Annotated in this window: 20 protein-coding genes; 11 read left to right on the forward strand and 9 right to left on the reverse strand. The window is 49.6% G+C overall.

Translation table 11 applies throughout. The features are described from left to right. Entirely contained in the window at positions 1–171 is a 171-nt protein-coding gene (locus tag JSQ97_RS13150) for a BrnA antitoxin family protein (protein ID WP_205076011.1), read from the forward strand. A gap of 587 nt (positions 172–758) precedes the next feature. Here the strand turns inward: JSQ97_RS13150 and argA are convergent. Then, a complete protein-coding gene (argA, locus tag JSQ97_RS10375; RefSeq protein ID WP_205075994.1) occupies positions 759–2,081 on the reverse strand; it encodes an amino-acid N-acetyltransferase in 1,323 nt (440 codons plus the stop codon). Positions 2,082–2,251: 170 nt separating this feature from the next. On the opposite strand from argA, the gene rocF reads away from it, so the two are divergent. After that, the gene (gene rocF, locus JSQ97_RS10380; protein WP_205075995.1) at positions 2,252–3,160 is read left to right on the forward strand and encodes an arginase; all 909 of its coding nucleotides are present in this window, start codon (positions 2,252–2,254) and stop codon (positions 3,158–3,160) included. Positions 3,161–4,551: 1,391 nt separating this feature from the next. On the opposite strand, the gene JSQ97_RS10385 is transcribed toward rocF, so the two are convergent. Together JSQ97_RS10385 and rpoN are read right to left on the reverse strand one after the other, a co-directional pair. Beyond that, positions 4,552–4,845, reverse strand: coding sequence for an HPF/RaiA family ribosome-associated protein (locus JSQ97_RS10385; RefSeq protein ID WP_021331096.1), 294 nt, complete (start codon positions 4,843–4,845; stop codon positions 4,552–4,554). Between the two features lie 417 nt (positions 4,846–5,262). After that, on the reverse strand, positions 5,263–6,729 hold the full coding sequence (gene rpoN, locus JSQ97_RS10390) for an RNA polymerase factor sigma-54 (protein WP_205075996.1): 1,467 nt from the start codon (positions 6,727–6,729) through the stop codon (positions 5,263–5,265). A gap of 45 nt (positions 6,730–6,774) precedes the next feature. Here rpoN and JSQ97_RS10395 point away from each other — a divergent pair, with 45 nt between their 5' ends. Together JSQ97_RS10395 and radA are read left to right on the forward strand one after the other, a co-directional pair. Beyond that, positions 6,775–8,091, forward strand: a complete 1,317-nt coding sequence (locus JSQ97_RS10395; protein WP_205075997.1) for a DUF1015 domain-containing protein — start codon at positions 6,775–6,777, stop codon at positions 8,089–8,091. A gap of 90 nt (positions 8,092–8,181) precedes the next feature. Further along, entirely contained in the window at positions 8,182–9,543 is a 1,362-nt protein-coding gene (gene radA, locus JSQ97_RS10400; RefSeq protein ID WP_205075998.1) for a DNA repair protein RadA, read from the forward strand. Between the two features lie 363 nt (positions 9,544–9,906). Here the strand turns inward: radA and JSQ97_RS10405 are convergent, their stop codons facing one another. From JSQ97_RS10405 to JSQ97_RS10420, 4 genes are all read right to left on the reverse strand, one after another. Next, a complete protein-coding gene (locus tag JSQ97_RS10405) occupies positions 9,907–11,238 on the reverse strand; it encodes a TRAP transporter large permease (protein ID WP_021331107.1) in 1,332 nt (443 codons plus the stop codon). Beyond that, positions 11,239–11,736: a TRAP transporter small permease gene (locus JSQ97_RS10410; protein WP_021331118.1), complete on the reverse strand. Its 498-nt coding sequence runs from the start codon at positions 11,734–11,736 to the stop codon at positions 11,239–11,241. It lies immediately after the preceding gene. A 171-nt stretch (positions 11,737–11,907) separates the two neighbouring features. Next, positions 11,908–12,894 (reverse strand): TRAP transporter substrate-binding protein, encoded by a 987-nt coding sequence (locus tag JSQ97_RS10415; RefSeq protein ID WP_205075999.1) that lies wholly within the window; start codon positions 12,892–12,894, stop codon positions 11,908–11,910. A 128-nt stretch (positions 12,895–13,022) separates the two neighbouring features. Then, on the reverse strand, positions 13,023–13,250 hold the full coding sequence (locus tag JSQ97_RS10420; protein ID WP_021331114.1) for a YdbC family protein: 228 nt from the start codon (positions 13,248–13,250) through the stop codon (positions 13,023–13,025). Between the two features lie 265 nt (positions 13,251–13,515). Here JSQ97_RS10420 and JSQ97_RS10425 point away from each other — a divergent pair, with 265 nt between their 5' ends. Together JSQ97_RS10425 and JSQ97_RS10430 are read left to right on the forward strand one after the other, a co-directional pair. Next, positions 13,516–14,487: a hypothetical protein gene (locus tag JSQ97_RS10425; RefSeq protein ID WP_205076000.1), complete on the forward strand. Its 972-nt coding sequence runs from the start codon at positions 13,516–13,518 to the stop codon at positions 14,485–14,487. Next, entirely contained in the window at positions 14,484–15,182 is a 699-nt protein-coding gene (locus JSQ97_RS10430; protein ID WP_205076001.1) for a LysM peptidoglycan-binding domain-containing protein, read from the forward strand. Before JSQ97_RS10425 ends, JSQ97_RS10430 begins: the two co-directional genes overlap by 4 nt. A 215-nt stretch (positions 15,183–15,397) precedes the next feature. Here JSQ97_RS10430 and JSQ97_RS10435 read toward each other — a convergent pair whose 3' ends face one another. After that, positions 15,398–15,979 carry an NUDIX hydrolase gene (locus tag JSQ97_RS10435; RefSeq protein ID WP_187385477.1) on the reverse strand — a complete coding sequence of 194 codons (582 nt, stop codon included), beginning with the start codon at positions 15,977–15,979 and terminating at the stop codon, positions 15,398–15,400. A 388-nt stretch (positions 15,980–16,367) separates the two neighbouring features. Between JSQ97_RS10435 and JSQ97_RS10440 the strand changes: the two genes are divergently transcribed. From JSQ97_RS10440 to JSQ97_RS10450, 3 genes are all read left to right on the forward strand, one after another. Continuing rightward, positions 16,368–17,192 (forward strand): cytidylate kinase-like family protein, encoded by an 825-nt coding sequence (locus JSQ97_RS10440; protein ID WP_205076002.1) that lies wholly within the window; start codon positions 16,368–16,370, stop codon positions 17,190–17,192. A gap of 85 nt (positions 17,193–17,277) precedes the next feature. Then, entirely contained in the window at positions 17,278–17,913 is a 636-nt protein-coding gene (locus tag JSQ97_RS10445) for a CDP-alcohol phosphatidyltransferase family protein (protein WP_205076003.1), read from the forward strand. Between the two features lie 173 nt (positions 17,914–18,086). Then, entirely contained in the window at positions 18,087–20,177 is a 2,091-nt protein-coding gene (locus JSQ97_RS10450) for a glutamine synthetase III family protein (RefSeq protein ID WP_205076004.1), read from the forward strand. 158 nt (positions 20,178–20,335) lie between these two features. Here JSQ97_RS10450 and purD read toward each other — a convergent pair whose 3' ends face one another. After that, positions 20,336–21,673: a phosphoribosylamine--glycine ligase gene (gene purD, locus JSQ97_RS10455; RefSeq protein WP_205076005.1), complete on the reverse strand. Its 1,338-nt coding sequence runs from the start codon at positions 21,671–21,673 to the stop codon at positions 20,336–20,338. A gap of 146 nt (positions 21,674–21,819) precedes the next feature. Here purD and JSQ97_RS10460 point away from each other — a divergent pair, with 146 nt between their 5' ends. Further along, positions 21,820–22,032 (forward strand): FeoA family protein, encoded by a 213-nt coding sequence (locus JSQ97_RS10460; protein ID WP_187385472.1) that lies wholly within the window; start codon positions 21,820–21,822, stop codon positions 22,030–22,032. 58 nt (positions 22,033–22,090) lie between these two features. Further along, positions 22,091–22,312, forward strand: coding sequence for a FeoA family protein (locus tag JSQ97_RS10465; protein ID WP_187385471.1), 222 nt, complete (start codon positions 22,091–22,093; stop codon positions 22,310–22,312). Positions 22,313–22,361: the final 49 nt, after the last annotated feature.

Raw genomic sequence — 22,361 nt, forward strand, 5'->3', positions numbered from 1 at the left:
ATGTATAAAGTTTCTGTAAAGAAAACTGCCGTTAGTCTAAGAATTGATACCGATGTTTTAATGGATTTAAAAGAAATGGGAACAGGATATCAGACAAGAATAAATAATATTTTACGGAAAGCCGTTTTCGGGATCAAGTTGTGTTTGGATTCTCACCTCTTCTACAAATAAACTGTATTCATCTAACGTTTTACAGCGGTCAACACTTTTGCGCCCTTGCTCTTGTTTATGTTATATACCTTTACATCAAATTATAAAAGTAGTGTCAGAAAGCATATTATTAACTATGTTTTTCCGGAGCGAAGTAAATGATTTTTCCGAGATTAAGAAAATTAAGTAAAATATACGGATTTAAAAATAACGGTACTTTTATATACGGTACGGTAAAAAATTCATATGTTGTTGTATTCGACGGAAACGATCGGAAAAATGTTTGGTTTCGATTTCCGGGACAGCTTGATGAGAGCGGCAAAATAAAAATCGAATCGTAGAACAAGACAAATCCTGTGCCGCGAAGACGACTGTTCGGCAGATGCTGTTGCAATATATAATGTCGGAAGTCTCCCGCTGCCGCTTTGCTCGCAGCAAATATACATATGTCATTGGTTTTTTGCGGAATAGTCATTATCATTTTCACGATACAGGATTTGCAGAGTGCAAAGAAAATCAAAATACGCAAAATACAGTACCGTTCACGACGTTTTTTTTCGCTTTCTAAAAAAACGAAACTCGTTTCGATTGTTATCCTGTACTTACCTCTACTGCAGCTTTAACCGATACAGTTTCGAGCCTCGGGCGGGCGTCCATTTTTCTTTGCGCTTTTCAGGCAGCGTTGCGATATCGTCCGGCACAAAGCCCAAGTTTTCAAACCAATCGGCCGCCTGTGTCGTGAGGATAAACACGCTTTCGCATCGTTCCCGCTTTGCTTTTTTTAATAAAAATTCGATGAGCTTCGGTCCGACGCCGATATTTGCGCAGGATTCGTCCACGGCCACCGCTGCGATTTCCGCCTGATGCGCGTCGTAAAAATGCAGTGCGGCGCATGCGCGTATGCCGCCGTCGAGTTCATAGACGATATAATCGTCCGCGTTTTCGATCAGTTCGGCATCGCTTCTCGGCAAAAGTTTTCCGGACGCGACGAAGGGGCGCATAAGCGAAAGAACTGCCGGAATGTCTTCGGTTTGCATCGCGCGTATGCCGCCGTAGTTTTCCGAATAGACCATCGTACCGCTTCCGAGTCCTGAAAAAATTTCGCAGGGCAACACGCCGTCGAGCGCACCGTTTACGATATGAGTTCTTGCGACGCCCGATGCGCACGCGCTTTTTGCCAAGCGCAGGAGCGAAACGATTTTTCCGTTTTCCGAATTCGCGTTCGCGTCGATAAAAGAATCGAGTTCGCCGAGGTTGAGCGCGGGGATTTCGCCGGTTTCCGTCACGGCGATTTCGGGCGGTACGGTAAAGTGCGATGCGTTTATATCGTCGCCGCTTGTGACGAAAAACAATTTATCGGCTTGCAGCTGTACGGCGACTTCTTTTGCGAGCGCCGGTGATGAGATATTGTACGGCTTTCCCGTTCGGCTCCAGCCGATGCACGGAAAAATCGGAACGAAGCCGTCGGCGAGCACCGTGCGGATCGCGTCGGTTTCGAGCTTGTCGATTTCGCCCGCGTCCCCGTAATCTTTGCCGTCGAGCACGCCGATCGCGCGCGAGCGTACCCAGTTTCCGATCACGGCGGAAATGCGGTTCGCGGCGAGAGAAGTCATCACCGTATTCGAAACGTCGAACGCCGCCATTTTTATGAGAGGCATCGCTTCATGTGTCGTAACGCGCACGCCGTTTTGCATCGTCCATGAAATATGCGATGCCGACAACACTTCGTCGATGCGCTCGCGCGAGCCCGGCACGATGAGTACGTGCAGTCCCGCTTTTTTGATAAGCGCTATGTCGCGGATGTGGCTTGAAAAAAGCGGCGAGTCGATGTCGTCGAGATAGATGACGACGACGGCATTTTTAAATCGGTCAACGTACCGAATGACGTCGCGGATGCGCTGTGCTTTTTCGATTCGTATATTGTCCGCCATAAGGCTATTATAGCGCGCGGACGCGGCCGCTGGCAATGTCATGATTCACTTGCAGCGAGCGCCAAAGTTCCACATGGAGAAGTCGCTGCGCTCGGCACAGTTGCGCCGCTTCGACTTCCGCTGATTAGCCCGCCTTGCTCCGCACCGCCCCTTCGCATTATACTGCTTTTATGAATATCCACATCATTGAAATGCCGCTCGATTTCGGAGCTTCTCGCCACGGCAGCGATATGGGTCCGTCCGCAATACGGCTTGCAGGCTTACGCGCAAAACTCGAATCGCTCGGCCACAGTTTAGTCAAATACAATTCGCCGATGCGCATACATCCTCAGGAATACGAAGAGGTCGGGAATCCGAAAGCAAAATATTTAAAGCCGATCGCGGCTGCCTGCACGCAGCTTGCAAAAGAAATCGACGAGTCCTTCGCTGCGGGAGAATTTCCGCTTACGCTCGGCGGCGATCACTCGATCGTGCTCGGCACGCTTGCCGGAGCTGCGGCGTCCGCAAAACGCAATGATCAAAAGCTCGGTGTACTTTACGTCGACGCGCACGGAGATTTCAATACGCCCGAGACGACGCTTTCGGGCAATATCCACGGCGAATGCCTTGCCGCTTCGTGCGGACTCGGTCTTCCGGAATTGACAAATTTATATTTTGACGGACGCAAAGTCGATCCGCTCAACGTGTGCTTTGTCGGCATCCGCGATTTGGATCCGGGCGAAAAAGAACTCATGCGAAAATCCGGCGTCACCGTTTTTACGATGAGCGACATCGAACGGCAGGGTTTTCCGTCCGTCGTCAAACAAGTCGTATTCTTTTTTAAAACGCACGCGGACATCGTGCACGTGTCATTCGACATGGACGTGCTCGATCCCATGTTCGCGCCCGGCACCGGCATTCCGCTTCCCGCCGGCATGACGAACCGCGAAGCGCTTTTGCTTATGGAAGAGATGAGCGATACCGGCATCGTAAAATCGGCAGACATCGTGGAAGTGAATCCGATCCTCGACGTGAGAAATCAAACCGCAGTGCTTGCCGTTTCTCTTGCCGCCCGCCTGCTCGGCGAAAAATTGTATTGACGCGCGGAAAATTTTTCGACACGGTACGCGTGATCCGGCCGAGTAATTACTTATTAATAATTATTAATTAATAAAGAGGGAGAAGTCTCTCCCTGCGAGCGCACACGGTTGCGCTCTACCCTCTCTGCGGGGGCACCCCGCAACGCCCCGTTCCCCCGTATCCGTATGCCGCGGCGCTTGCGCGAGCGCAAATTTCGGTATGTTTCGAAAACGAAGGTTTAAATTGAACGTCTGAAATTGCGCCGTTCAATTTAACTTTGAGTTTCGGACGAAGCCGAAACATCGCTTATTAACTGTGCGCTCTCGTGCACTAATTGTACAGCTCCTAAATCCGAAGATTTACTCGCTGTGCAATTTTAAGGAAGGTTTAAAAGCGCTGCGCTATTTCAGTGTCTCGTTTAACCGCTTTGTTTTTCATGACCGTGCCGAACATAAAGTCGTCGGTAAAGGTGAGCTCGTCGACGGGTTTATGAGTATATTCCATAGTTGTACCTTCGGTTATTGGGATAGTGCGGCAAGGAAGCCGCTGAACTATATGGTTTAATTTCGAGTTTTCTAAAACTCGAAATTTTCCAACTGTTTCGTTCACCAACTGAACGGCGAGTTTCGAAAGTGAATAAAATCATGCGGAGGCGAGGTTCCGGCTGCGTGCCGTTTCGAGCGTTAGGCTTGCAGAAGCCTACCCTAAAAGCTCGACCGCGGCATACACGGCGAGTTTGCAGAGCAAACTCGGTAGTGAGCGCAGCGAACGAAGTTCTCGCCGAAAGCATAGCTTTATTTAGAAATACTTTCGAAACTCGACTTTCGACCTATATATCGCCTGCAAAGTGATAAATTACGCGTTTTTTTGTAAAAATAAACGGGAACATCGTTTTCTGCGCGGGGAACTTCGCGCTTCGCGCTCGTTGCAAGGTTGCGCGGGGAACTTCGCGCTTCGCGCTCGTTGCAAGGTTGCGCGGGGAACTTCGCGCTTCGCGCTCGTTGCAAGGTTGCGCGGGGAACTTCGCGCTTCGCGCTCGTTGCAAGGTTGCGCGGGGAACTTCGCACTCCGTACTCGTTGCAAGTTGCGCGAGGATCGATGTACGGTACATGTCGTATCCTGTCTCCGTATGAAATGGAAAAATCAATACCGCTTCATTACCGAAATTACACATTACAAATTGATAAAGTACATTACCCATTACACATTACCAATTACTCATTAGAAAATACCCATTGAAAATCGATTTTCGTGCGGCGGAAAATAGGCGGCTGCAAGTACGGAGGATTGACCCGCTGCTCCATCATAAAATAAAACCGCCGAACGAAAATTCTTCGTCCGGCGACGATTTGCGCGTGTGGTGCGATGTCGGCTTTTAACTTCGAGTTTGCTGAAAGTCTCGTTCAAATCATTATTTCGTGTGATCCTGAATCTTGTCTTTTTCTTTTTTTATCTTCGTATCGAGGGTGTCCATAAGTTTGTTGAGGCCCGCATCGAAACTGTAATCTCTGCTCGTCACATGTCCCTGCGTGCCCCAGCGGAAATTGAACGTCGCGTCGAACGAATACTCTTTGTCGTATTTTACCCGCATGGTAAAATCGACGATCAAATCTTCGGCATACGCGATGCGCTTCAACTTTGTTTCAATCATGTCGGACTGTTTTTTTTCAAAATCGAAACCGACTGCCGATACGTTTTTTGTCATGCAACGCTCCTGTCAGTATGTATTGGAGCCTGAAACACAGGCTGCGGCATTTGTACCGCCCTTATAGTATACAACGGAATATGCGAAAAAGCAAAATAAAAATCGCGACGACACGAGACAAGGGCACTAAAAACTATATTTTCTAAAAAACAGCATATAACGTAAAAAATCGGCTGTACTCCCGGCAGCATACGTATTCGCCGATGCTTTCGGACGACGCGGATCGGAAGAACCCGCCTTCCGCACTTCGGTAACCCTCATCCGCGCCCCGGCGCGGACGCTCCGCGGTGCTCCACGCGGGCGTAGGTCGATCGTGCCGTATACAAAAGGAAGTCGCTGAAAACCGAATTCTCAAAAGCACTCGAATATATGAAAACGGCACTGGCTGTCTGTGCACTCCTTTTGATCGGCACACCGCTATTTTTTCGGCGCTTTTCCGCGGGTATAAGACGAGCCGATCGCAAGCTGTGCGCGGTACTTTGCGACGGTGCGGCGTGCGACGTGTATGCCCTGGGCGGCGAGTTTTTCGACGAGCTCTCTGTCAGACAGCGGTTTTTTACCGCTTGCGCGGTTTTCGATAAGCTGACGCAGCGCGAATTTTACTTTGTCCTGCAAATTCGTAAAAAAATATTTCAACGGAAAAAGCTGTCCCCACGGCGTCTGCATGAATTTTTCGTTCGCCATGCGCGACACCGTCGATTCGTTGACGCCGAGTATGCGCGCCGTTTCGCTCTGCGTAAGCTCTTCGAGGTAGCCTTTTCCGTGCGAAGAAAAAAAACCGCTCTGCGTTTTGACGATGATTTCACACGACTGCAAAAGGAGCGATTTGCGGTATGCAAGGTTGTCCAAAAATTGTTCTGCGGCTTTGAGATTTTTTTTAAGCTCTTTATGGCGCTGCGCGTTGAAACCCGGAACGATGCGAACGTCGGGTATCGAGCCTTTTGCGAGCGTTATGCGGAAATACTTTTCGTGCGTATTTTCCACGAACATTTCATTTTCATCGGACGTGTTCGGCACTTCTCCCTCGGCTTCGGTCACCGAAATGTCGGGCGAAATGTAGTGCGTCGGCGCTTTGCCGTAGCCCTGCGCGGGATACGGATTTAAGCGCGAGATAAACGCGATCGCTTTTTGCACATTATCCGAACTTATCTCAAGCGAATCGATCGCCCTCTCGCCGCCGAAAGATTCGCGCTTCGCCGCTTCCTGCAATTTAATAATTTTTCGTTTGATGCGCTCTATATCGGGTGTCGCGTCGTTCGAATACAGCACATCGATGTGTCCGTCGAGTATAAAAAGCGCGAGCGGCGGAGCGTCGCCTGCGATTTGCGCCTGCACGTAGAGGCTCTCTTCCATGTCGTTGCAGCACGTGCCTTCGGGATCCATGCACCGGATGATGTGCAGCATTTTATCGAGCATAGCCGTATTCTGTGCCGGGCGCGATTTGTCGAGCAGTGACGCGGGAGCGAGGATGTGCCGTCCGTTTTCGTTCAGGTTTTCGATGAGCGCTTTTCCGAGCGATTTTTCGTCGGGCGAAAGCTTCATTACGTTCAGCTGAAACAAAAGATGTTCCTGCAGCGTTTCGCGCGTATCGGCGGCGTTTTCGTATGCATCCTGAAATTTTTGTGCCGCTTCGTTGCCCGCTGCGGACGTATACGAAGTGCGCGTGTTTTCGTACGGAAATGAACTGCGCGGTGCGGCCGCTGCCGCCGCATCATCGCGTGCGATTTCGAGTGCGGGATTTTCATTCACCGCTTTGCGGATTTCGGCGTTCAAATCTTCGCCGCTCATCGCGAGCAGTTTCAGCGACTGAATCTGTTTTTGCGATAGCACTTGCCGCTGTACTTGCGAAATCTGTTGCACTTGTCCGTAAGAAAAATCGGGCATGGCTTAAGTATAGCAAAAAAAAATACTTTGCGGTATACTTTCCGTATGAACACATTTTCTGATTTCGCTCTTTCCGTGCCCGACATTTTGCTGCCGAAAAACATCGACACGGCGAGCTGGTCGTGCATCGCGTGCGATCAATATACGCAGGACAAAAATTATTGGAAAGAGGCGGAAAAAACAGCGAGCGGAAAACCGAGCGCGTTGAACCTCATTTTGCCGGAAGTCTATCTCGGCGACGGCGATAAAGAATCGCGTATTGCAGGCATACAGGCGGCGATGAAACGCTATATCGATGAGGGCCTCTTTGAAGAAAAACACGGCTTCGTCTACGTCGAGCGCACGACGGCGTTCGGCCGTATGCGGCGCGGTCTTGTAGGGGCAATCGATTTGGACGACTACGAGTGGAAGCCTTTTTCAAAAGCGCTCATCCGTCCAACCGAAGCGACGATCCCTTCGCGCATTCCGCCGCGCAAAGCGATCAGGAGCGGCGCCCCGCTCGAAGTACCGCACATTATGCTCCTCGTAAACGATGCGTCAGATTCCCTTGTCGGAGGTGCGGGAGCCGTCGTCAAAGCGTCCGGAGCAGCTCCGCTTTATTCGGGAAATCTTATGATGAAGGGCGGAAGCATACAAGGCCGGCTTGTGCCGGAATCTTCGGAAGGTGTCCTTCTTTCATCGCTTGAAAAAATTGCAAAAGCGAATACCGAAAGCGACGGCAGCGTGTTTATGTTTGCAGTCGGCGACGGAAATCATTCGCTTGCAACCGCAAAAGCCGTGTGGGACGAATACAAACAAAGGCTCGGTGAAGAAGAGCGCAAGACAAGCCGCGTGCGTTATGCCCTCGTCGAAATCGTCAATATATACGATGCGGGGCTTACGTTCGAACCTATTCACCGTGTGCTTTTCGGAGCGGACGCGGCGGAATTGATTTTACGCTTGACTTCTCAATTCGGCGGAGAAGTATCGGAATGCCGGTCGTCCGAAGAGCTCGAAAACGCCGTAAAAAAATCGAGGGCATCGTTCGGCTTTGCAAGCACGTCCGCCGGAAAAACATCGTACACGCTTTTAAAAACGAATATTTCTTCGCTCGCGGTTTCCGCTTTTCAACCGGTCGTCGACGATTATATAGCTGAAAAAGCAAAAGCGGAAATCGACATAACGATCGATTATATTCACGGAGATGCGGAAACGATGCGGCTCGGCGTCCAAGAAGGTACGACGGGCATTCTCCTTCCGCCGATCGACAAAGCAAGCTTTTTTGCGACGATCGAAAAGAACGGACCGCTCCCGCGAAAAAGTTTTTCGATGGGCGAAGCCGATGAAAAGCGCTTTTACCTCGAATGCCGGAAACTGTTTTAGCGAATGTACGTGTGTGCCCGCGCTCAGTAAGCCCGCGCATACGTTACACGAAAATTAATAATTGTTAAAATTGGATTTACGGGAATTGCGATGGCAAAAAAATCCGGTACGATCGTGTACAAGTGTTCATCCTGCGGCTATTCGCAGCCGCGCTGGCTCGGACGCTGTCCGCAGTGCGGAGAATGGAACACGCTCGAAGAATGCATCCTCGACGCGAACGCCGTAAGCCCTGCCGGTGTCGGTCTCTCCGTTTCCGAGCGCGCAAAGCCCGTACCGCTTTCGCACGTGGACGCAAAGGCCGGTATGCGCCTTGCGACCGGCATCGCGGAATTCGACCGCGTGCTCGGCGGCGGAGCTGCGATGCGTTCCGCTGTTCTTATCGGCGGAGAGCCGGGTATCGGAAAATCGACGCTGCTTTTGCAGACGGCTTCTCTCGCGGCGAAAGCGAACGGCAATGCGATGCGCGTACTCTACGTGTCGGGCGAAGAATCCGCCGCGCAGATAAAAGAGCGGAGCGAACGGCTCGGTCTCGCTGCCGCCGGCATCGAGCTTTTGTGTACGATGCGCCTCGAAGATATGCTCGCCGCGCTCGATGCGCAAAACCCCGTGCTCGTAATCGTCGACTCGATTCAAACGACGTATTCGGTGCAGGCCGGTTTGATTCCGGGGACGGTCAATCAATTGAAATACTGCGCGAACGAATTGATAAGCTGGGTCAAAGAGCGCGACGCGGTTTTAATAATGGCCGCGCACGTAACGAAAGAAGGATTGATCGCCGGCCCGAAATCGCTCGAGCACATGGTCGACACGGTGGTTTCATTCGAACGCAGCAACGACGAATACCGCTTTTTGCGCGCGGCGAAAAACAGGTTCGGCTCGGTCGATGAAATCGGCATCTTCGAAATGACGGAAAAAGGCTTGACCGAAGTCGCCGATCCGTCGGTGCTTTTTATCACGAGGCGCGACGGCAAGCAGCCCGCGGGCGTTGCGTGTACCGCCGTGTTCGAAGGCAGCCGCGTGTTTATCGTTGAAATACAGGCGCTCGTCGTTCCGGCAAAGGCGTCTCTTTCCCGCGTCTACAGCGATAAAATCGATTCGGCGCGCGTTGCACGCGTGGCGGCAGTCCTCGAAAAACGAACGGGCATGCGCTTTTCCGATCAGGATTTATACATCAATGTGGCAGGCGGTATGCGTTTGACGGAAGGCGCGATCGATGCGGCGCTTGCGGCGGCTCTGTATTCCGCACGTACCGATGTCGCACTTGCAGCCGAAACGGCGGTGATTGGCGAGCTGAGCCTTGCCGGAGAAATTCGCCCCGTGCCGCGTTTGACGCAGCGCGCAAAGACGGCGCAGAATATGGGCTTTTCGACGGTTATCGCGCCGGAAAAAAGCAAGGGCGTCTCTCAGGCGCGCGACGTAAAAGAACTCATAACGCTCCTGTTCGGAACATAACGAAAGTGCCGCTTGCGCGGGCAACCGTACTGCAAAACTGCCGGTACGGAATCACTCAGCCGGAAAGAGCGAAAAAACCGTACTCACGATACTTTCGAATTCGATCTAATTGATAATGCGATAATCGGTAATTAACAAAAAGCTGTCCGAAAATTAAGGTTTAAAAGCGCCACTGAAATAGCGCGGCGCTTTTAATTTCGAGTTTTCAAATGAAAACTCGCGGATGTACGTGTGCGCTTCCGCGCACTAATTTAACAGTCTCCAAAATTGATATTTTGTTCGACTGTTGAATTTTAAGGAATGTTTAAAAGCGCCACTGAAATAGCGTGGCGCTTTTAATTTCGGTATATCACCGTTTTTTTACTATCGGCGCAGCAGATTCGGCAAAAACAAAATAAGCTGTGGGAAGCAGTTCATCACAAAAACGGCAAGGATCATTACAAGTACAAGAGGTGCCACTTCTTTTACCAAACGCTCCAATTTAACACCGCCTATATCGCAAGCAACAAACAAACACAAACCGACCGGAGGTGTGTTATGACCGATAGCAAGCGAAATAACCATAATGATGCCGAAGAAAAGCGGATCTATATTCAAACTGATCAAAATCGGATAAAAGATAGGCGCAAGGAGTACCATCGCTGCAGAATTATTTAAAAAAGTTCCGACAACAAGCAAAATTAAAATCATGAACATTTGAACGATAATCTGATTGGTCGAAACGGTTAAAATAGATGCTGCAAGATTTTGAGGAATCTGATAGCTGACAAGGATATAGCTGAGTATATCGGCGGTTATCATTAAATACATAATAACTGCAGTTGACCGCGCAGATTTAAGAACAAGTTTATATATATCGCGCCAATGCAATTCTTTATGAATAAAAATACCAACTATAATGCCGTATATAACTGCAACAGCGGCCGATTCGGTAGGCGTAAAAATACCGCAATAAATACCGCCGAGGATGATAATAGGCATCATAAGAGCAAAGAAGGCATCTTTAAAAGATTTCCAGCGTTCGGCTCCGGTAAATTTCCGCGCGCTTTTGTATCCGCGCTTTTTTGAAATAACATATTCCGGTATAATCAATACCAGACAAATGATAATACCGGGAACGATACCGGCAATAAATAAATCGCCGATGGAAACCCCCGTACTGACGCCGTAAAGGACCATAGTTAAACTGGGCGGAATTATCAAACCGATTGTCCCCGAAGCCGCTACAACCGCACCTGCAAATGCAGGATCATAGCCGCTTTCTTCCATTTGTTTGATCATAACGCCGCCGATAGCCGCCGTAGTTGCAGGTGCCGAACCGGAAACCGCCCCGAAAAAAGTGGAAGCCACGGTTGCGACAAGCGCCAAGCCGCCGGTAACGTGGCCGAGAAAAGCTTCAGCCAAACCGACCAAGCGCTTCGACACTCCACCCGACGCCATAATATTGCCGGCAAGAATAAAAAACGGTATGGCCATGAGTGCCGAACCGTTGGACGAGTTAAAAGTCTTTTGCATCAATTCGCTGATGATATCCGAGCAATCCCAATACAAATCAGATGCGGATAAAACGCCGGCAAAAAATTCCGAAAGCGGCCCCATAAGGGAAGCAAAGACACAGGTCAATCCCAGCGACACCGCGATAGGGATTCCCATAAGCAAAAAAATAATAAAAAATAAAGCAAGATATAAGCCCATTTACTTTTCTCCCTTTGTCGTAATCGCTTTTAAAAGCACTTCAATCATCATTAAAAGCGAAAGTGCACTGCCGACGGGAACGATCATAAAAATCCATCCGAGCTTCAGCCACCCCATCGAAGGCGATACACCGCCGAGTGCAAGAATATCACGGGCAAGCGGATAGGTATAAAAGGTCATAACACAGAGAAACAGAATAATCAGTATATCCGCTGCAATTTTAATACCTTTTTTCAGCGCACCGTTTTTTATCGCATCAAGAGCCATAGACATGTTAATATGCTTTTCTTCACGATAAAGAAACACGGCGCCGAAAAAGATAATGCCTGAGAAAAAATATGTTGCCAATTCCTCCGACCACGAAAGCGGTTCTTTAATAATATAGCGATAGATGACCTGTACAAAAATCAACAGTACCATTCCCGACATAAAAAAAACAAGGGCAGCTTGGGTAATTTTTGTAATAAGATCGTTGATAATTTTAAGTGCTTTAAGCATAAGCGACCTCCGGCTGATGGTAAAAAGAATAAAATCACGGAACAGAGAAAATATTTTTCCGTTCCGTGAAAATTACATACGGGAGGGGCTGTCTCAAAAGTCGGTTACTTTCTCGACAGCCCCTTTGCTTAAGACATGTATGGGTATCGTATATTCCGACAGCGCGTGTTTTTATTTTGCTTTTGCGGCTTCGGCAATAATACGTTCTATCATGTCGCCGTAATCGGGACGGAATTTTTCATATACGGGCTTACACAGCTCAATAAACGGAGCGCGGTCGGGGCGGGTAAATACAACACCGAGCGATTCGCATTTTTTTATATCGTCTTGGTCGGCTTTAGCTTGAAAATCAAAAGAAAACACACTTATTTTCTTCGCTTCTTCGATAAAGATTTTTTTGTCCGCTTCGGAAATACGATTCCAAAGCTTTTTGGAAATGATAAGCGGATTCGGCACGTGCATATACCACAGCAAAGCACCCGTTTTTGTAAGTTCATAGTACTTTTGGGTAAGCATATGCGTAATGGTTCCTTCGCAGCCGTCAATTGTTTTCATCTGCCAAGCGGAATAAACGTCATTAAAAGCCATCGGAACTGCAATAGCTCCCATGGCGTTAATCGTTTCGATCATCGGTTTGGAATTGACAACGCGCAATTTCAACCCTTTCAGATCGGAAGGTTTATTAACCGGACGAGGCGGAAATAAATGGCGCATACCGTTTTCCCACCAAGCCAAAACGATAAGATTTTTCGCAGCCAGACTGTCGGCCAATTCGTCTCCTATCGGACCGTTAAGAACATAACTTGCTTGTTTTTCGTTTGCAAATAAAAAGGGCAAATCCAGTACGCCGACAATTTTGCTGTAAGACGATAACAACGAACCCGTAGCCAGTACCATATCGGAAGTACCTAACTGACAACCTTCTATCAATTGGTTGGGCTTACCGTACAAATCGGACGGATAAATCTCAAAAGTATAACGACTATTGGTACGTTCCGTTACCGCTTTTGTCCACTTTTCCAAATACATTTGATAATAGTGATCTTTGGTGCCGGTATGACCGACTTTTATAACGCGGCCTTTTGTCGGTGCTGCGGCAAGTGTACCGCACAAAAACATAAGCGATAATGCGGTTAAGAAAAATCCGTTTCTTTTCATACAAAAACTCCTCTTTACTTGATGTAAATATAAATTATACCGTCGAATTTGTATTTGTCAAGCAAACAAACAGGCGTATATCGAGGACATGTGATATTTTCGTAAACAAACAGGCGTGTTTTCGACGATCACTCAGCCGGAAGAGAGGCGATGAGTTTTCCGAGAGACGTGAGTTCTTCTTGCGTCAGCGTCAAACCCTTGCCCATTTTTTGATGGTCGGGCGACCAGCTTCTGACATCGTATTTTGCGGGGCGGCCTCCCCAGGATACGAGGTTGAGCTCCATCTTCCATCCGCCTTTTCCTTCGGAGACGACGCCGATGTTTTTCGTAATTTCAAAAGTAAAATCATCCGCCATAATTGCATCCTCCGTACATAAGGGATTTCAATGCGTGCCGATCGTTCCGCGTTCGGATCGACCGGCATTATTAAACATAGTAGCATATTTTGCGCCTCTCGTCGCCTGCAATGACGGAATGATATACAAATTAAAGATTACGAAGAGTTTTAAATCCGATTATAAAAAATATTGCTGTTGCGGAACAACCGTAAATACGATATACTATTATTGATGTATTGTCGATAATGGATAATTTTTCAACGAAAATTTATGGAGGCAGAATGTGAAAAAGCATTATATAATTCTTTTCGCCGCTGCGTTGGCATTCGGATTTATATCGTGTAAATCCACGAAGCAAAACACAAAGCCGGATACGTCGGCAGCAGAACAGGCGGCAAAGGTACCGGTTGCAACCGACAATTCCGCTGCGCTCGACGCTGCGGAGACGGCTCGACGCGCTGCCGTAAAGGCGGGTGCGGATAAAGCGGCGCCCGATCAATTCAACGAAACCGACACGCGCTATAACGATCTCGTCAAGCGGAGCAAGGCGGGCGAAAACGTAACGGTCGAACTTGCGGACGTGACGGCTCGCTACCGTGCGCTTGAAGAATACACGAAAGCGGCTGCGCTTAAACGCCGCATTGACGAACTCGGCTTTCAATCCTACGATAAGACGAACTACAACAAGGGTGCGAATGCGCTGAGTGCGGCTGAAAAACTTTCGGCGGACAAATCGTCGACGGGCGCACAGCTCTATGAACAGGCGCATACGGCCTATGCATCGCTCAATACGGCGCTGCAGAATGCATTTAAAACGCGCGCACGCGAAGAGCGGACGGCGGCATTCAACGCAAAGCGCAATGCCGACAGCGTGTATGCGGCGGTCGCGCAAAAGAAAGCATACGACGGCGGCGTTGCGGATTTCCGCAGCGGAGACACGAGCTATGCACAGCAGGATGCCGAAAGTGCTCTCGCACACTACGGTGATGCGCGCAAAACCTTTGAAAAACTCTATGCCGATATTTCCGAAAAACGTGCGGCTGCACAGGAAGCCATCGAAAAGGCGAAAGCGAAAGTTGCCGAAACTTCGGAATACGCGGTGCAGGCGGATAAAGACGCCCCGCTTTCTGGCAGCAATATCAAAGGCATCGAAGATGAAAACGCGGTTTTGCTTAAGGCTGAAACCTACGACGATCCTACAAAGGCCGCGCAAGCGGTACCCGAAACGGTCAGCGATACGGAGGCTGCAAAATGAAAAAATTATTAATTATCATCGCTTCGCTTGCTTTTATAGGAACGATTGCGTTCGCTGTAAGCTATAAAAACAATACGTATCAAAAGCTTGCCGACGAGTATACGCGTCAAGCGCAGGCGGCTCTCAATGCCGGCCGCTACGATGAATCGATCGAACTTTCGCAAAAAGCCGAAGAAAATGCGGCGCTTTCCCGCGCATATATCGATATGATGCTTGCAAAAAAATCGGCCGAAGATGAAATGAAGATCGCACAAAATAAAATCGCATGGGCGAAAAGCATTAATGCGGATAAGAATTTTCCGATGGCGTTTACCGCCGCACAAAATAAGTATGCCGGTGCCGAAAAATCTTACGACGGCGAAGACTATAAAGCTGCGGCGAATTATGCGCGCGAATCGGTCGCCGCTCTCGACGGCGTGCATGAAGTGACGCCGCTTCCCGAATTCTATGTTGTCCGTCCGTGGGCGGATACGAAAGATTGCTTTTGGAATATTTCGGGCCGTCCGTATATCTACAATAATCCGTTGTTGTGGGAAAATCTGTATCAGGCGAACAAAACGAATATCCCGCGTCCCGAAGATCCGAATTTGATTTTGCCCGGCATGAAGATGCAGATTCCGAGCTTGAGCGGTGAAATCCGCGACGGCGTCTACGATCCCGCGAAAGCCTACGATCCGTACAACGTCGCGCGCTGATCGCACACTTATCGGTTTATTCGTGCGGAGGCTTTAATACCCCGACGCCGCTTGAAGCTTCGCTGCGAGGCTGCGGCGGGGTATCGATTTACGTTAAATTAAAAATCGAACAGCGTACTCTTGCGTTGTTCGATTTTTTTATTGGGACTACAATTATTGTAGAGCGCTTGTTTTGTCGCCTGCCGGCAAAACAGTCGTTTCATTTTTAATAATTTTTAGAATCTGCCGTTTGCCTTCTGCACTTTTTGTTTGCAGCGCAAATAGAGCGCGACGGCTGCCGCCATGAGCGCGTGCGAATATTCTTTTTTTGTGCCGAGACCTTCGATCACTTCATCCTGATCGAGTTCGAGGTAGTGCACATATTCGTCTTTATCCAAATGCTGTTCGTGGATATTCGTCAAATCTTCCGCGGCAAAAAAATGCACATGATTCGACATGAGCGCGGGGTTCGGACTCATCGTTCCGAGATAGGTGAGCCGTCCCGCCGTGTGTCCCGTTTCTTCGCGCAGTTCCCGAGCGGCCGCCTGTTCGGGCGTTTCTCCTTCGTCCATGACGCCGCCGGGGAATTCGATGCTCAGCACGCATTCGGCGTGCCGCCATTGTTTTACCATCAAAAACTTACTGCCGTGTACCGGTACGACGATCGCCCAATCGTGTCCCGGTTCGATGACCATGTAGTTCCCTTTTTGTCCGTCGGATGCAACGCTGTCCGTTTCGGTTACCGTAAACACGGGTGTTTTTAATAATACTCGTTTTCCGTTTTCCTGCCAAATAAGCGCGCTGTCATCAGCATCCATATCCGATCGCTCCCGTACCGTTGATATATAAAGTTTTCCGATAAAACAAATTGCTTTATTTTTCGGTTATATTGAGTTATACTGTATTTACGGAAATTATAAAAGCGTGTATGCGTGTATATTTGCGTGTACGGCTGAAAACTTCCTGCAAAAGTTTTTATGGGAGGTATGGTAAAAAGCGTCGTCTGAAATATCGCCGCCGCTTTTTACCTCGAGTTTGCGCGAGTATTTGCAGAAAACGTGTATACGTATTTTTTTCGATAAAATCGTATACATACGATATACTTTATTTTGCAAACTCGACTATTTAACGTGTGCGCTCTCGCGCACGGCTAAAAACTTTTTCGGATATTAAAATATCCTGCAAAAGTTTTTATGGGAGGTGCGTATGGCTATAGTTGCAATTTCCCGGCAGATTGCGGCGCTCGGCGATGAAATCGCTGCGATCGCGGCGGAAAAACTCGGATACGTGTTTATCCGCAGGGATGAGCTTGAAAAACGCATCGTGCAGCACGGATTTCCCGCCGAAAAGCTCGGCAAGTACGATGAAAAGAAACCGGGGTTTTTTGCCGCACTCGTTAAAGACCGCGATGAATATTTGCACTATCTGCAGACGGCAGTCCTCGAAGCGGCGAGCGAAAACAACTGTGTGCTTATCGGACGCGGTTCGTATATCATATTGGAAGACGTGCCGAATGTCGTTTCATTCCGTCTCGTCGCGAAAGATCCCGTCAGGCTGCAGAGGCTCGAAAACGAATTCGCGTGTACGAAAAAACAGGCGCAGCAAAAGATCGATGAAAGCGATAAAAACAGGAGCGGCTTTCATAAAAGCTTTTTCGACATCGATATAGCTGATCCGACGCATTTTCATTTTGTGCTGAATACGGGACTTATCGGTGCGGATGAAGGCGGTGCGCTTATCGCCGATTTTGTTAAATCACATATTTCGCCCGAACTCGACGCGCTCGGAGCGGAAAAAATAAAAACGCTGCTTGCCGCACAACGCCTCGTCAATACGCTCGTATTTACGCATAAAATTAATATCGAATTTTTACACGCGGTTATCGACGGCAATACGATCATACTGCAGGGTGTTGCGGATTCTTCGGCCGTCGTCGAACAAGCCGTTGCTCTTTCAAAAAAAGAGATGCCCGGATACGACGTAAAGTCCCGCATAAGCATCGTTCAGGATTTTAAAGCGCATCCGAAATGATTGTGCCTCTCTCATGCGAACGGTCACCGGCTGCCGCTGGCGTCCGCGTCTTGACACTACGTGCCTTTCAAAACATACTGACGGTATGAAACTCGCAAATGCATTTACGTCGGTACGCGTTGTCTTTGCGCCGGTATTTTTCCTTATCTATTTTATACCGATTTGGACGGGGCGATTTGCCGGCGTTTCGGCAGCCCTTATGATCCCTCTTCTGGCGTGCATGGAATTTACCGATTTTCTTGACGGATTTTTTGCGCGCAAAACGGGCGAAGTGAGCGATTTCGGCAAGATGTTCGATCCCTTTGCGGACGTCATCGTGCATTTGACGACATTTACGTGTTTTATGCATTCGTTCAGCCCGTCCGTAGAGAGCTATCTTCCGGTATGGATTTTCGTATTGATTTTGTACCGCGAGTTTTCGCAAAATTTTTTGCGTATGGTCGCGGCAAAGCAAGGTACGGCGATCGCCGCGCGAAAGGGCGGAAAACTCAAAACCGTATTTTACGTCGCCTCGGGATTTGTTGCGCTCATCCCCGAATGCGCGCTGCGCTTTTATGCGGCAAGAGGAGGCGAAGCCGGCGGTATCGTTTCGGCTGTCGTGCAGCATACGGCGGTTTGGAAAAATGCCGCGCTCGGTATGTTTATCGTAAGCCTTGCGCTGTGCTATATTTCGTTTGCCGATTACCTTGTGCACTTTAAGTCGGTTTTAAAAGATATGTGAAAAGCGTCGTCCGTTTTTGTTCCGGCGGTCGATTTTTTTTCGCACTTGATTTTTTTGCCGACAAAGGCTATAACGTGAATATGAAAAATGCAGGCGATGTAAACACTTTTGTACAAAAGGGGTTTGCATCGCTTTTCTATTTTTAAAGTGCGGGACAAAACGCCGGAGGACTTATGCCGAATGTGCAGGAATTGTTCGGGAGCATGGTTTTTAATCAAAAGGTGATGCGCGAGCTTTTGCCGAAAGATACGTTTAAAGCGCTCAAAAAAACGCTCGACGACGGTACGCCGCTCGAACTTGAAATCGCGAATCAAGTGGCGCACGCGATGAAAGAGTGGGCTATTTCGAAAGGCGCGACGCACTACACGCATTGGTTTCAGCCGCTTACCGGCATTACGGCGGAAAAGCACGAAAGCTTCGTTGCTCCCGATAAAAACGGCGGCGTCATTATGGAGTTCGGCGGCAAAGAGCTTGTCAAAGGTGAAAGCGATGCGTCGTCGTTTCCGTCGGGCGGAAGCCGCGCCACTTTTGAAGCGCGCGGGTACACGGTGTGGGATCCCACGGCGTATGCGTTCGTAAAAGATCATTCTCTGTGCATCCCGACGGCCTTCTGTTCGTACACGGGAGAAGCCCTCGACAAAAAAACGCCGCTCCTTCGTTCCATCGAAGCGCTCAGCAAACAGGCTGTGCGCGTGCTTCGTCTTTTCGGCGAAAAAGACGTCGAACACGTGATTTCCTGTGTCGGCGCCGAACAGGAATATTTTTTGGTCGATGAAAAACTCTATGAAAAGCGCAGAGATCTCCAGATGACGGGGCGGACGCTCTTCGGCGCAAAACCCGCGAAGGGGCAGGAGATGGACGACCAGTATTTTACCGCGATCACGCCGCGCGTTACGGAATACATGGAAGACCTTAACGAAGAGTTGTGGAAGCTCGGCATCTTTGCCAAGACGGAACACAATGAAACGGCTCCCGCCCAGCACGAAATGGCGCCGATTTTTTCGACGACGAATTTGGCGGCCGATCAAAATCAGCTGACGATGGAGATCATGAAAAAGGTTGCACGTCGGCACGGGCTTGTGTGCCTGCTGCACGAAAAACCTTTTGCCGGCATCAACGGCAGCGGCAAGCACAACAACTGGTCGATCGAAACCGATGCGGGCGAGGGACTTTTGAAGCCGGGCGATACGCCGAGGGAAAACGCGCGTTTTTTGCTTTTCCTCACCGCGGTGATCCGCGCCGTCGACGACAATCAGGATTTGCTGCGCATTTCGGTTGCGAGCGCGGGAAACGATCACCGGCTCGGAGCGAACGAAGCGCCGCCTGCAATCATGTCGATATTCGTCGGCGACGAGCTCGAAGCCGTATTGAAATCGATTAAAGACGGAACGCCGTACAGCGCGAAATCAAAACAAAAGATAAAAATCGGCGCGGATGTTTTGCCGCCCATCCCGAAAGATACGACCGACCGCAACCGCACGTCTCCTTTTGCGTTTACCGTAAATAAATTCGAATTCCGCTCGGTCGGTTCTTCTCTGTCGATTTCGGGGCCGATGACGACGCTCAATGCGATCGTTGCGGATGTTTTGAAAGAGTACGCCGACAAACTCGAAGGAGCGAAAGACTTCAATCAAGCGCTGCAGGAACTTATTAAAAATGAAATCACGGATCACTGGAAAATCATCTTCAACGGCAACGGCTACGGAGAGGATTGGGTTTCCGAAGCGAAAAAGCGCGGGCTTTTAAATCTGCGCAATCTTCCGGAAGCGGTCGCCGAATATCTGAAACCGAAAAACGTCAAACTGTATACCGAAACGGGCATCTACACCGAAGCGGAGATGAAAAGTCACTACGAAGTAAAGCTCGAAAAATACTGCCAAGTGCTCAATATCGAAGTCGGCACGATGCTCGAAATGGTCAATAAAAATATCATGCCCTCCGTGCTCGGATATATGGATTCGATCGCGGAGACTGTCGTGTCGGTAAAAAATGCCCTTCCGCTTGCAAAATGCGATGCGGGAATTTTGCTGCTCAAAAAACTCGACGCGCTTGCCGATTCTCTTTCGGCAGAGACGGCTTCGCTTTTTGAAAAGCATGCGTCGGCGATCGCAAACGGCGATTATATGCTCCGCGCAAAAGCTTACGCCGAAAAAGTGATCCCCGCGATGGAAAAAGTGCGTGCGGTGACCGACGCCATAGAGCCGCTGCTTGCCGAATCGTACAAACCGTTTCCGTCGTATGAAGAGTTGCTTTTCAGCGTGTGAAGGATGGGGTGCCGCGCGTTTACGGCAGCGCCGCCGGTGTAAACACGATGCGATTTCATCTGCGAAAAGCACGGGGCTTCATCATCGGAAATGCGATTAAAAATTAACGCCGCACGAAGCGTAATGTGTATCGGTCGATATGCGTATCGCTGTCCGCTTTACAGCTTCCCTGATTCCGCCGCTCCCGCGAGTCCTATGTCTTTACGATAAAACGCGCCTTCGAAGCGTACCGCGCCGATCGCGTCGTATGCCTTCTTTCGCGCGTCGTCGAAGTCCGTGCCGTGCGCGCTGCATGCGAGCACGCGCCCGCCGTCGGTGACGAGTTTTCCGTCCGCGGTGCGTTTTGCTCCCGCGATAAATAATTGCGCGCCGGCCGATTGTACGCGCTTTTCATCGATCGTAATTTCTTTGCCTTTTTCGTATGCGCCGGGGTAGCCGCCCGAAACGACGACCGGAGCGACGACGCATCCCGTTTTCCATTTGAACGCGAAATTGTCAAGCGAGCCGTTGACGATCGAACAGCACATCGCGGCAAAGTCGAAATCGGCGAGCGGGAGTACCGCCTGCGTTTCGGGATCTCCGAGCCGCACGTTGTATTCGAGGAGTTTCGGTCCGTCTTTTGTGAGCATGATGCCGAAAAAGATAAAACCGCGGTAATCGAAATTTTCGGCGATGAGTCCTTTGAGCGTTGGCGAAAGGATATCGTGCCGGAAACGCTCCATCGTTTCGTCTGTCACGTCGGCGAGCGGGCATACGGCGCCCATGCCGCCGGTATTCGGTCCTTGCGCTCCGTCGAGCAGGCGTTTATGATCGCGCGCCGGCAAAAACGGCACGATTTTCGCTTTTTGTTTTTTTGCAGCTTCAGATGTTACCGAAACTGCGGCAAGCACGGAGATTTCGACGCCTTCGAGATATTCTTCTATGACGATTTTTTTTCCGGCCTCTCCGACGCTGCCGGCTTCCATGATGCTGCCGATCGCCGAAAGGGCTTCTTCGACGGTCGCCGCGACGACAACGCCCTTTCCCGCTGCAAGCCCGTCCGCTTTGATGACGACCGGCGCGCCGTGCTGTCGGACGTATGCTTTCGCTTGTTCGCTGTCGCTGAACGTTTCGCTTTTTGCGCACGCGACGCCGTAAGTATGCATAAAGCGTTTTGCAAAATCTTTGCTCGCTTCGAGTTCGGCCGCCGCTTTTTTCGGCCCGATGCACGGAATATCGGCTTTCCAAAAATCGTCCGCAATGCCTTCCGCGAGCGGATTTTCCGGTCCTACGATCGCCATAATGCATTCTTCGCGTTGTGCGATCTGCACGCAAGCCGGCACGCCGTTATCTTCAATATAATCGCATGCCGCTTTATCGATGTTTTTACACTTGGGTTCCACAGCCGTACCGCCGTTTCCGGGAATGACGACGATTTTTTGTACGAGCGGGCTTTGCGCAAGGCAGCGCGCTATCGCGTGTTCGCGACCGCCCGAGCCGATGAGAATGATATTCATAAGTTTATGATAAAGTAAAAAAACGCGAGTTACAATAGGGATCTCTGAAAAAGTTAGCATAGGCTATTGACAGTTTCTGCCGGTTAGCGTATATTAACCAAGTAGGTATATATCTATTTCAGGGTGTATTGCCAAGCAGGTGAATTATGATGCCTTTATCGATGTGTGCAATCGGTGAACAATGCACGGTAAAAAAAGTCGGCGGTACGGCGGACGTGAAGCAGCGACTCAACGAAATCGGCTTTAACGTCGGTACGGCGGTTACTGTCGTGTCTACGACTGACGGAAATATTATCGTACAGGTAAAAGAATCCCGAATTGCATTAAACCGCGCGATGGCTAACCGCATCATGGTGTGAGCGCGGATTTTTTTACGGTGTGATTTATTAAGGCCGTCAAGCGGTCAAGGAGATCATAATGAAAACATTGCGAAATGTTACCGTCGGCGAAACGGTAACGGTCAAAAGGTTGGACGGGGAAGGCGCATTAAAACGCCGCCTCATGGATATGGGTTTTACCAACGGGTGCAGCGTGTATATTCGTAAAGTCGCGCCGCTCGGCGATCCTGTAGAAGTAACGATCAGGGGATACGAGTTGAGCGTTCGCAAAGACGATGCGGACTGCATAGAGGTAGAATGAGCGCTTTCAAACGGTTGTGTACGAATCGCACATGTCTTGTGTTGAAAAC

Origin of the sequence: Treponema sp. Marseille-Q4523, assembly GCF_016901105.1 — a bacterium.
Lineage (GTDB): Bacteria > Spirochaetota > Spirochaetia > Treponematales > Treponemataceae > Treponema_D.

What these genes read in the sequence shown, in the direction of transcription:
- JSQ97_RS13150 (WP_205076011.1), top strand. Translation starts at nt 1, where the DNA reads ATGTATAAAGTTTCTGTAAAGAAAACTGCCGTTAGTCTAAGAATTGAT.
- argA (WP_205075994.1), bottom strand. Translation starts at nt 2,081, where the DNA reads ATGGCGGACAATATACGAATCGAAAAAGCACAGCGCATCCGCGACGTC.
- rocF (WP_205075995.1), top strand. Translation starts at nt 2,252, where the DNA reads ATGAATATCCACATCATTGAAATGCCGCTCGATTTCGGAGCTTCTCGC.
- JSQ97_RS10385 (WP_021331096.1), bottom strand. Translation starts at nt 4,845, where the DNA reads ATGACAAAAAACGTATCGGCAGTCGGTTTCGATTTTGAAAAAAAACAG.
- rpoN (WP_205075996.1), bottom strand. Translation starts at nt 6,729, where the DNA reads ATGCCCGATTTTTCTTACGGACAAGTGCAACAGATTTCGCAAGTACAG.
- JSQ97_RS10395 (WP_205075997.1), top strand. Translation starts at nt 6,775, where the DNA reads ATGAACACATTTTCTGATTTCGCTCTTTCCGTGCCCGACATTTTGCTG.
- radA (WP_205075998.1), top strand. Translation starts at nt 8,182, where the DNA reads ATGGCAAAAAAATCCGGTACGATCGTGTACAAGTGTTCATCCTGCGGC.
- JSQ97_RS10405 (WP_021331107.1), bottom strand. Translation starts at nt 11,238, where the DNA reads ATGGGCTTATATCTTGCTTTATTTTTTATTATTTTTTTGCTTATGGGA.
- JSQ97_RS10410 (WP_021331118.1), bottom strand. Translation starts at nt 11,736, where the DNA reads ATGCTTAAAGCACTTAAAATTATCAACGATCTTATTACAAAAATTACC.
- JSQ97_RS10415 (WP_205075999.1), bottom strand. Translation starts at nt 12,894, where the DNA reads ATGAAAAGAAACGGATTTTTCTTAACCGCATTATCGCTTATGTTTTTG.
- JSQ97_RS10420 (WP_021331114.1), bottom strand. Translation starts at nt 13,250, where the DNA reads ATGGCGGATGATTTTACTTTTGAAATTACGAAAAACATCGGCGTCGTC.
- JSQ97_RS10430 (WP_205076001.1), top strand. Translation starts at nt 14,484, where the DNA reads ATGAAAAAATTATTAATTATCATCGCTTCGCTTGCTTTTATAGGAACG.
- JSQ97_RS10435 (WP_187385477.1), bottom strand. Translation starts at nt 15,979, where the DNA reads ATGGATGCTGATGACAGCGCGCTTATTTGGCAGGAAAACGGAAAACGA.
- JSQ97_RS10440 (WP_205076002.1), top strand. Translation starts at nt 16,368, where the DNA reads ATGGCTATAGTTGCAATTTCCCGGCAGATTGCGGCGCTCGGCGATGAA.
- JSQ97_RS10445 (WP_205076003.1), top strand. Translation starts at nt 17,278, where the DNA reads ATGAAACTCGCAAATGCATTTACGTCGGTACGCGTTGTCTTTGCGCCG.
- JSQ97_RS10450 (WP_205076004.1), top strand. Translation starts at nt 18,087, where the DNA reads ATGCCGAATGTGCAGGAATTGTTCGGGAGCATGGTTTTTAATCAAAAG.
- purD (WP_205076005.1), bottom strand. Translation starts at nt 21,673, where the DNA reads ATGAATATCATTCTCATCGGCTCGGGCGGTCGCGAACACGCGATAGCG.
- JSQ97_RS10460 (WP_187385472.1), top strand. Translation starts at nt 21,820, where the DNA reads ATGATGCCTTTATCGATGTGTGCAATCGGTGAACAATGCACGGTAAAA.
- JSQ97_RS10465 (WP_187385471.1), top strand. Translation starts at nt 22,091, where the DNA reads ATGAAAACATTGCGAAATGTTACCGTCGGCGAAACGGTAACGGTCAAA.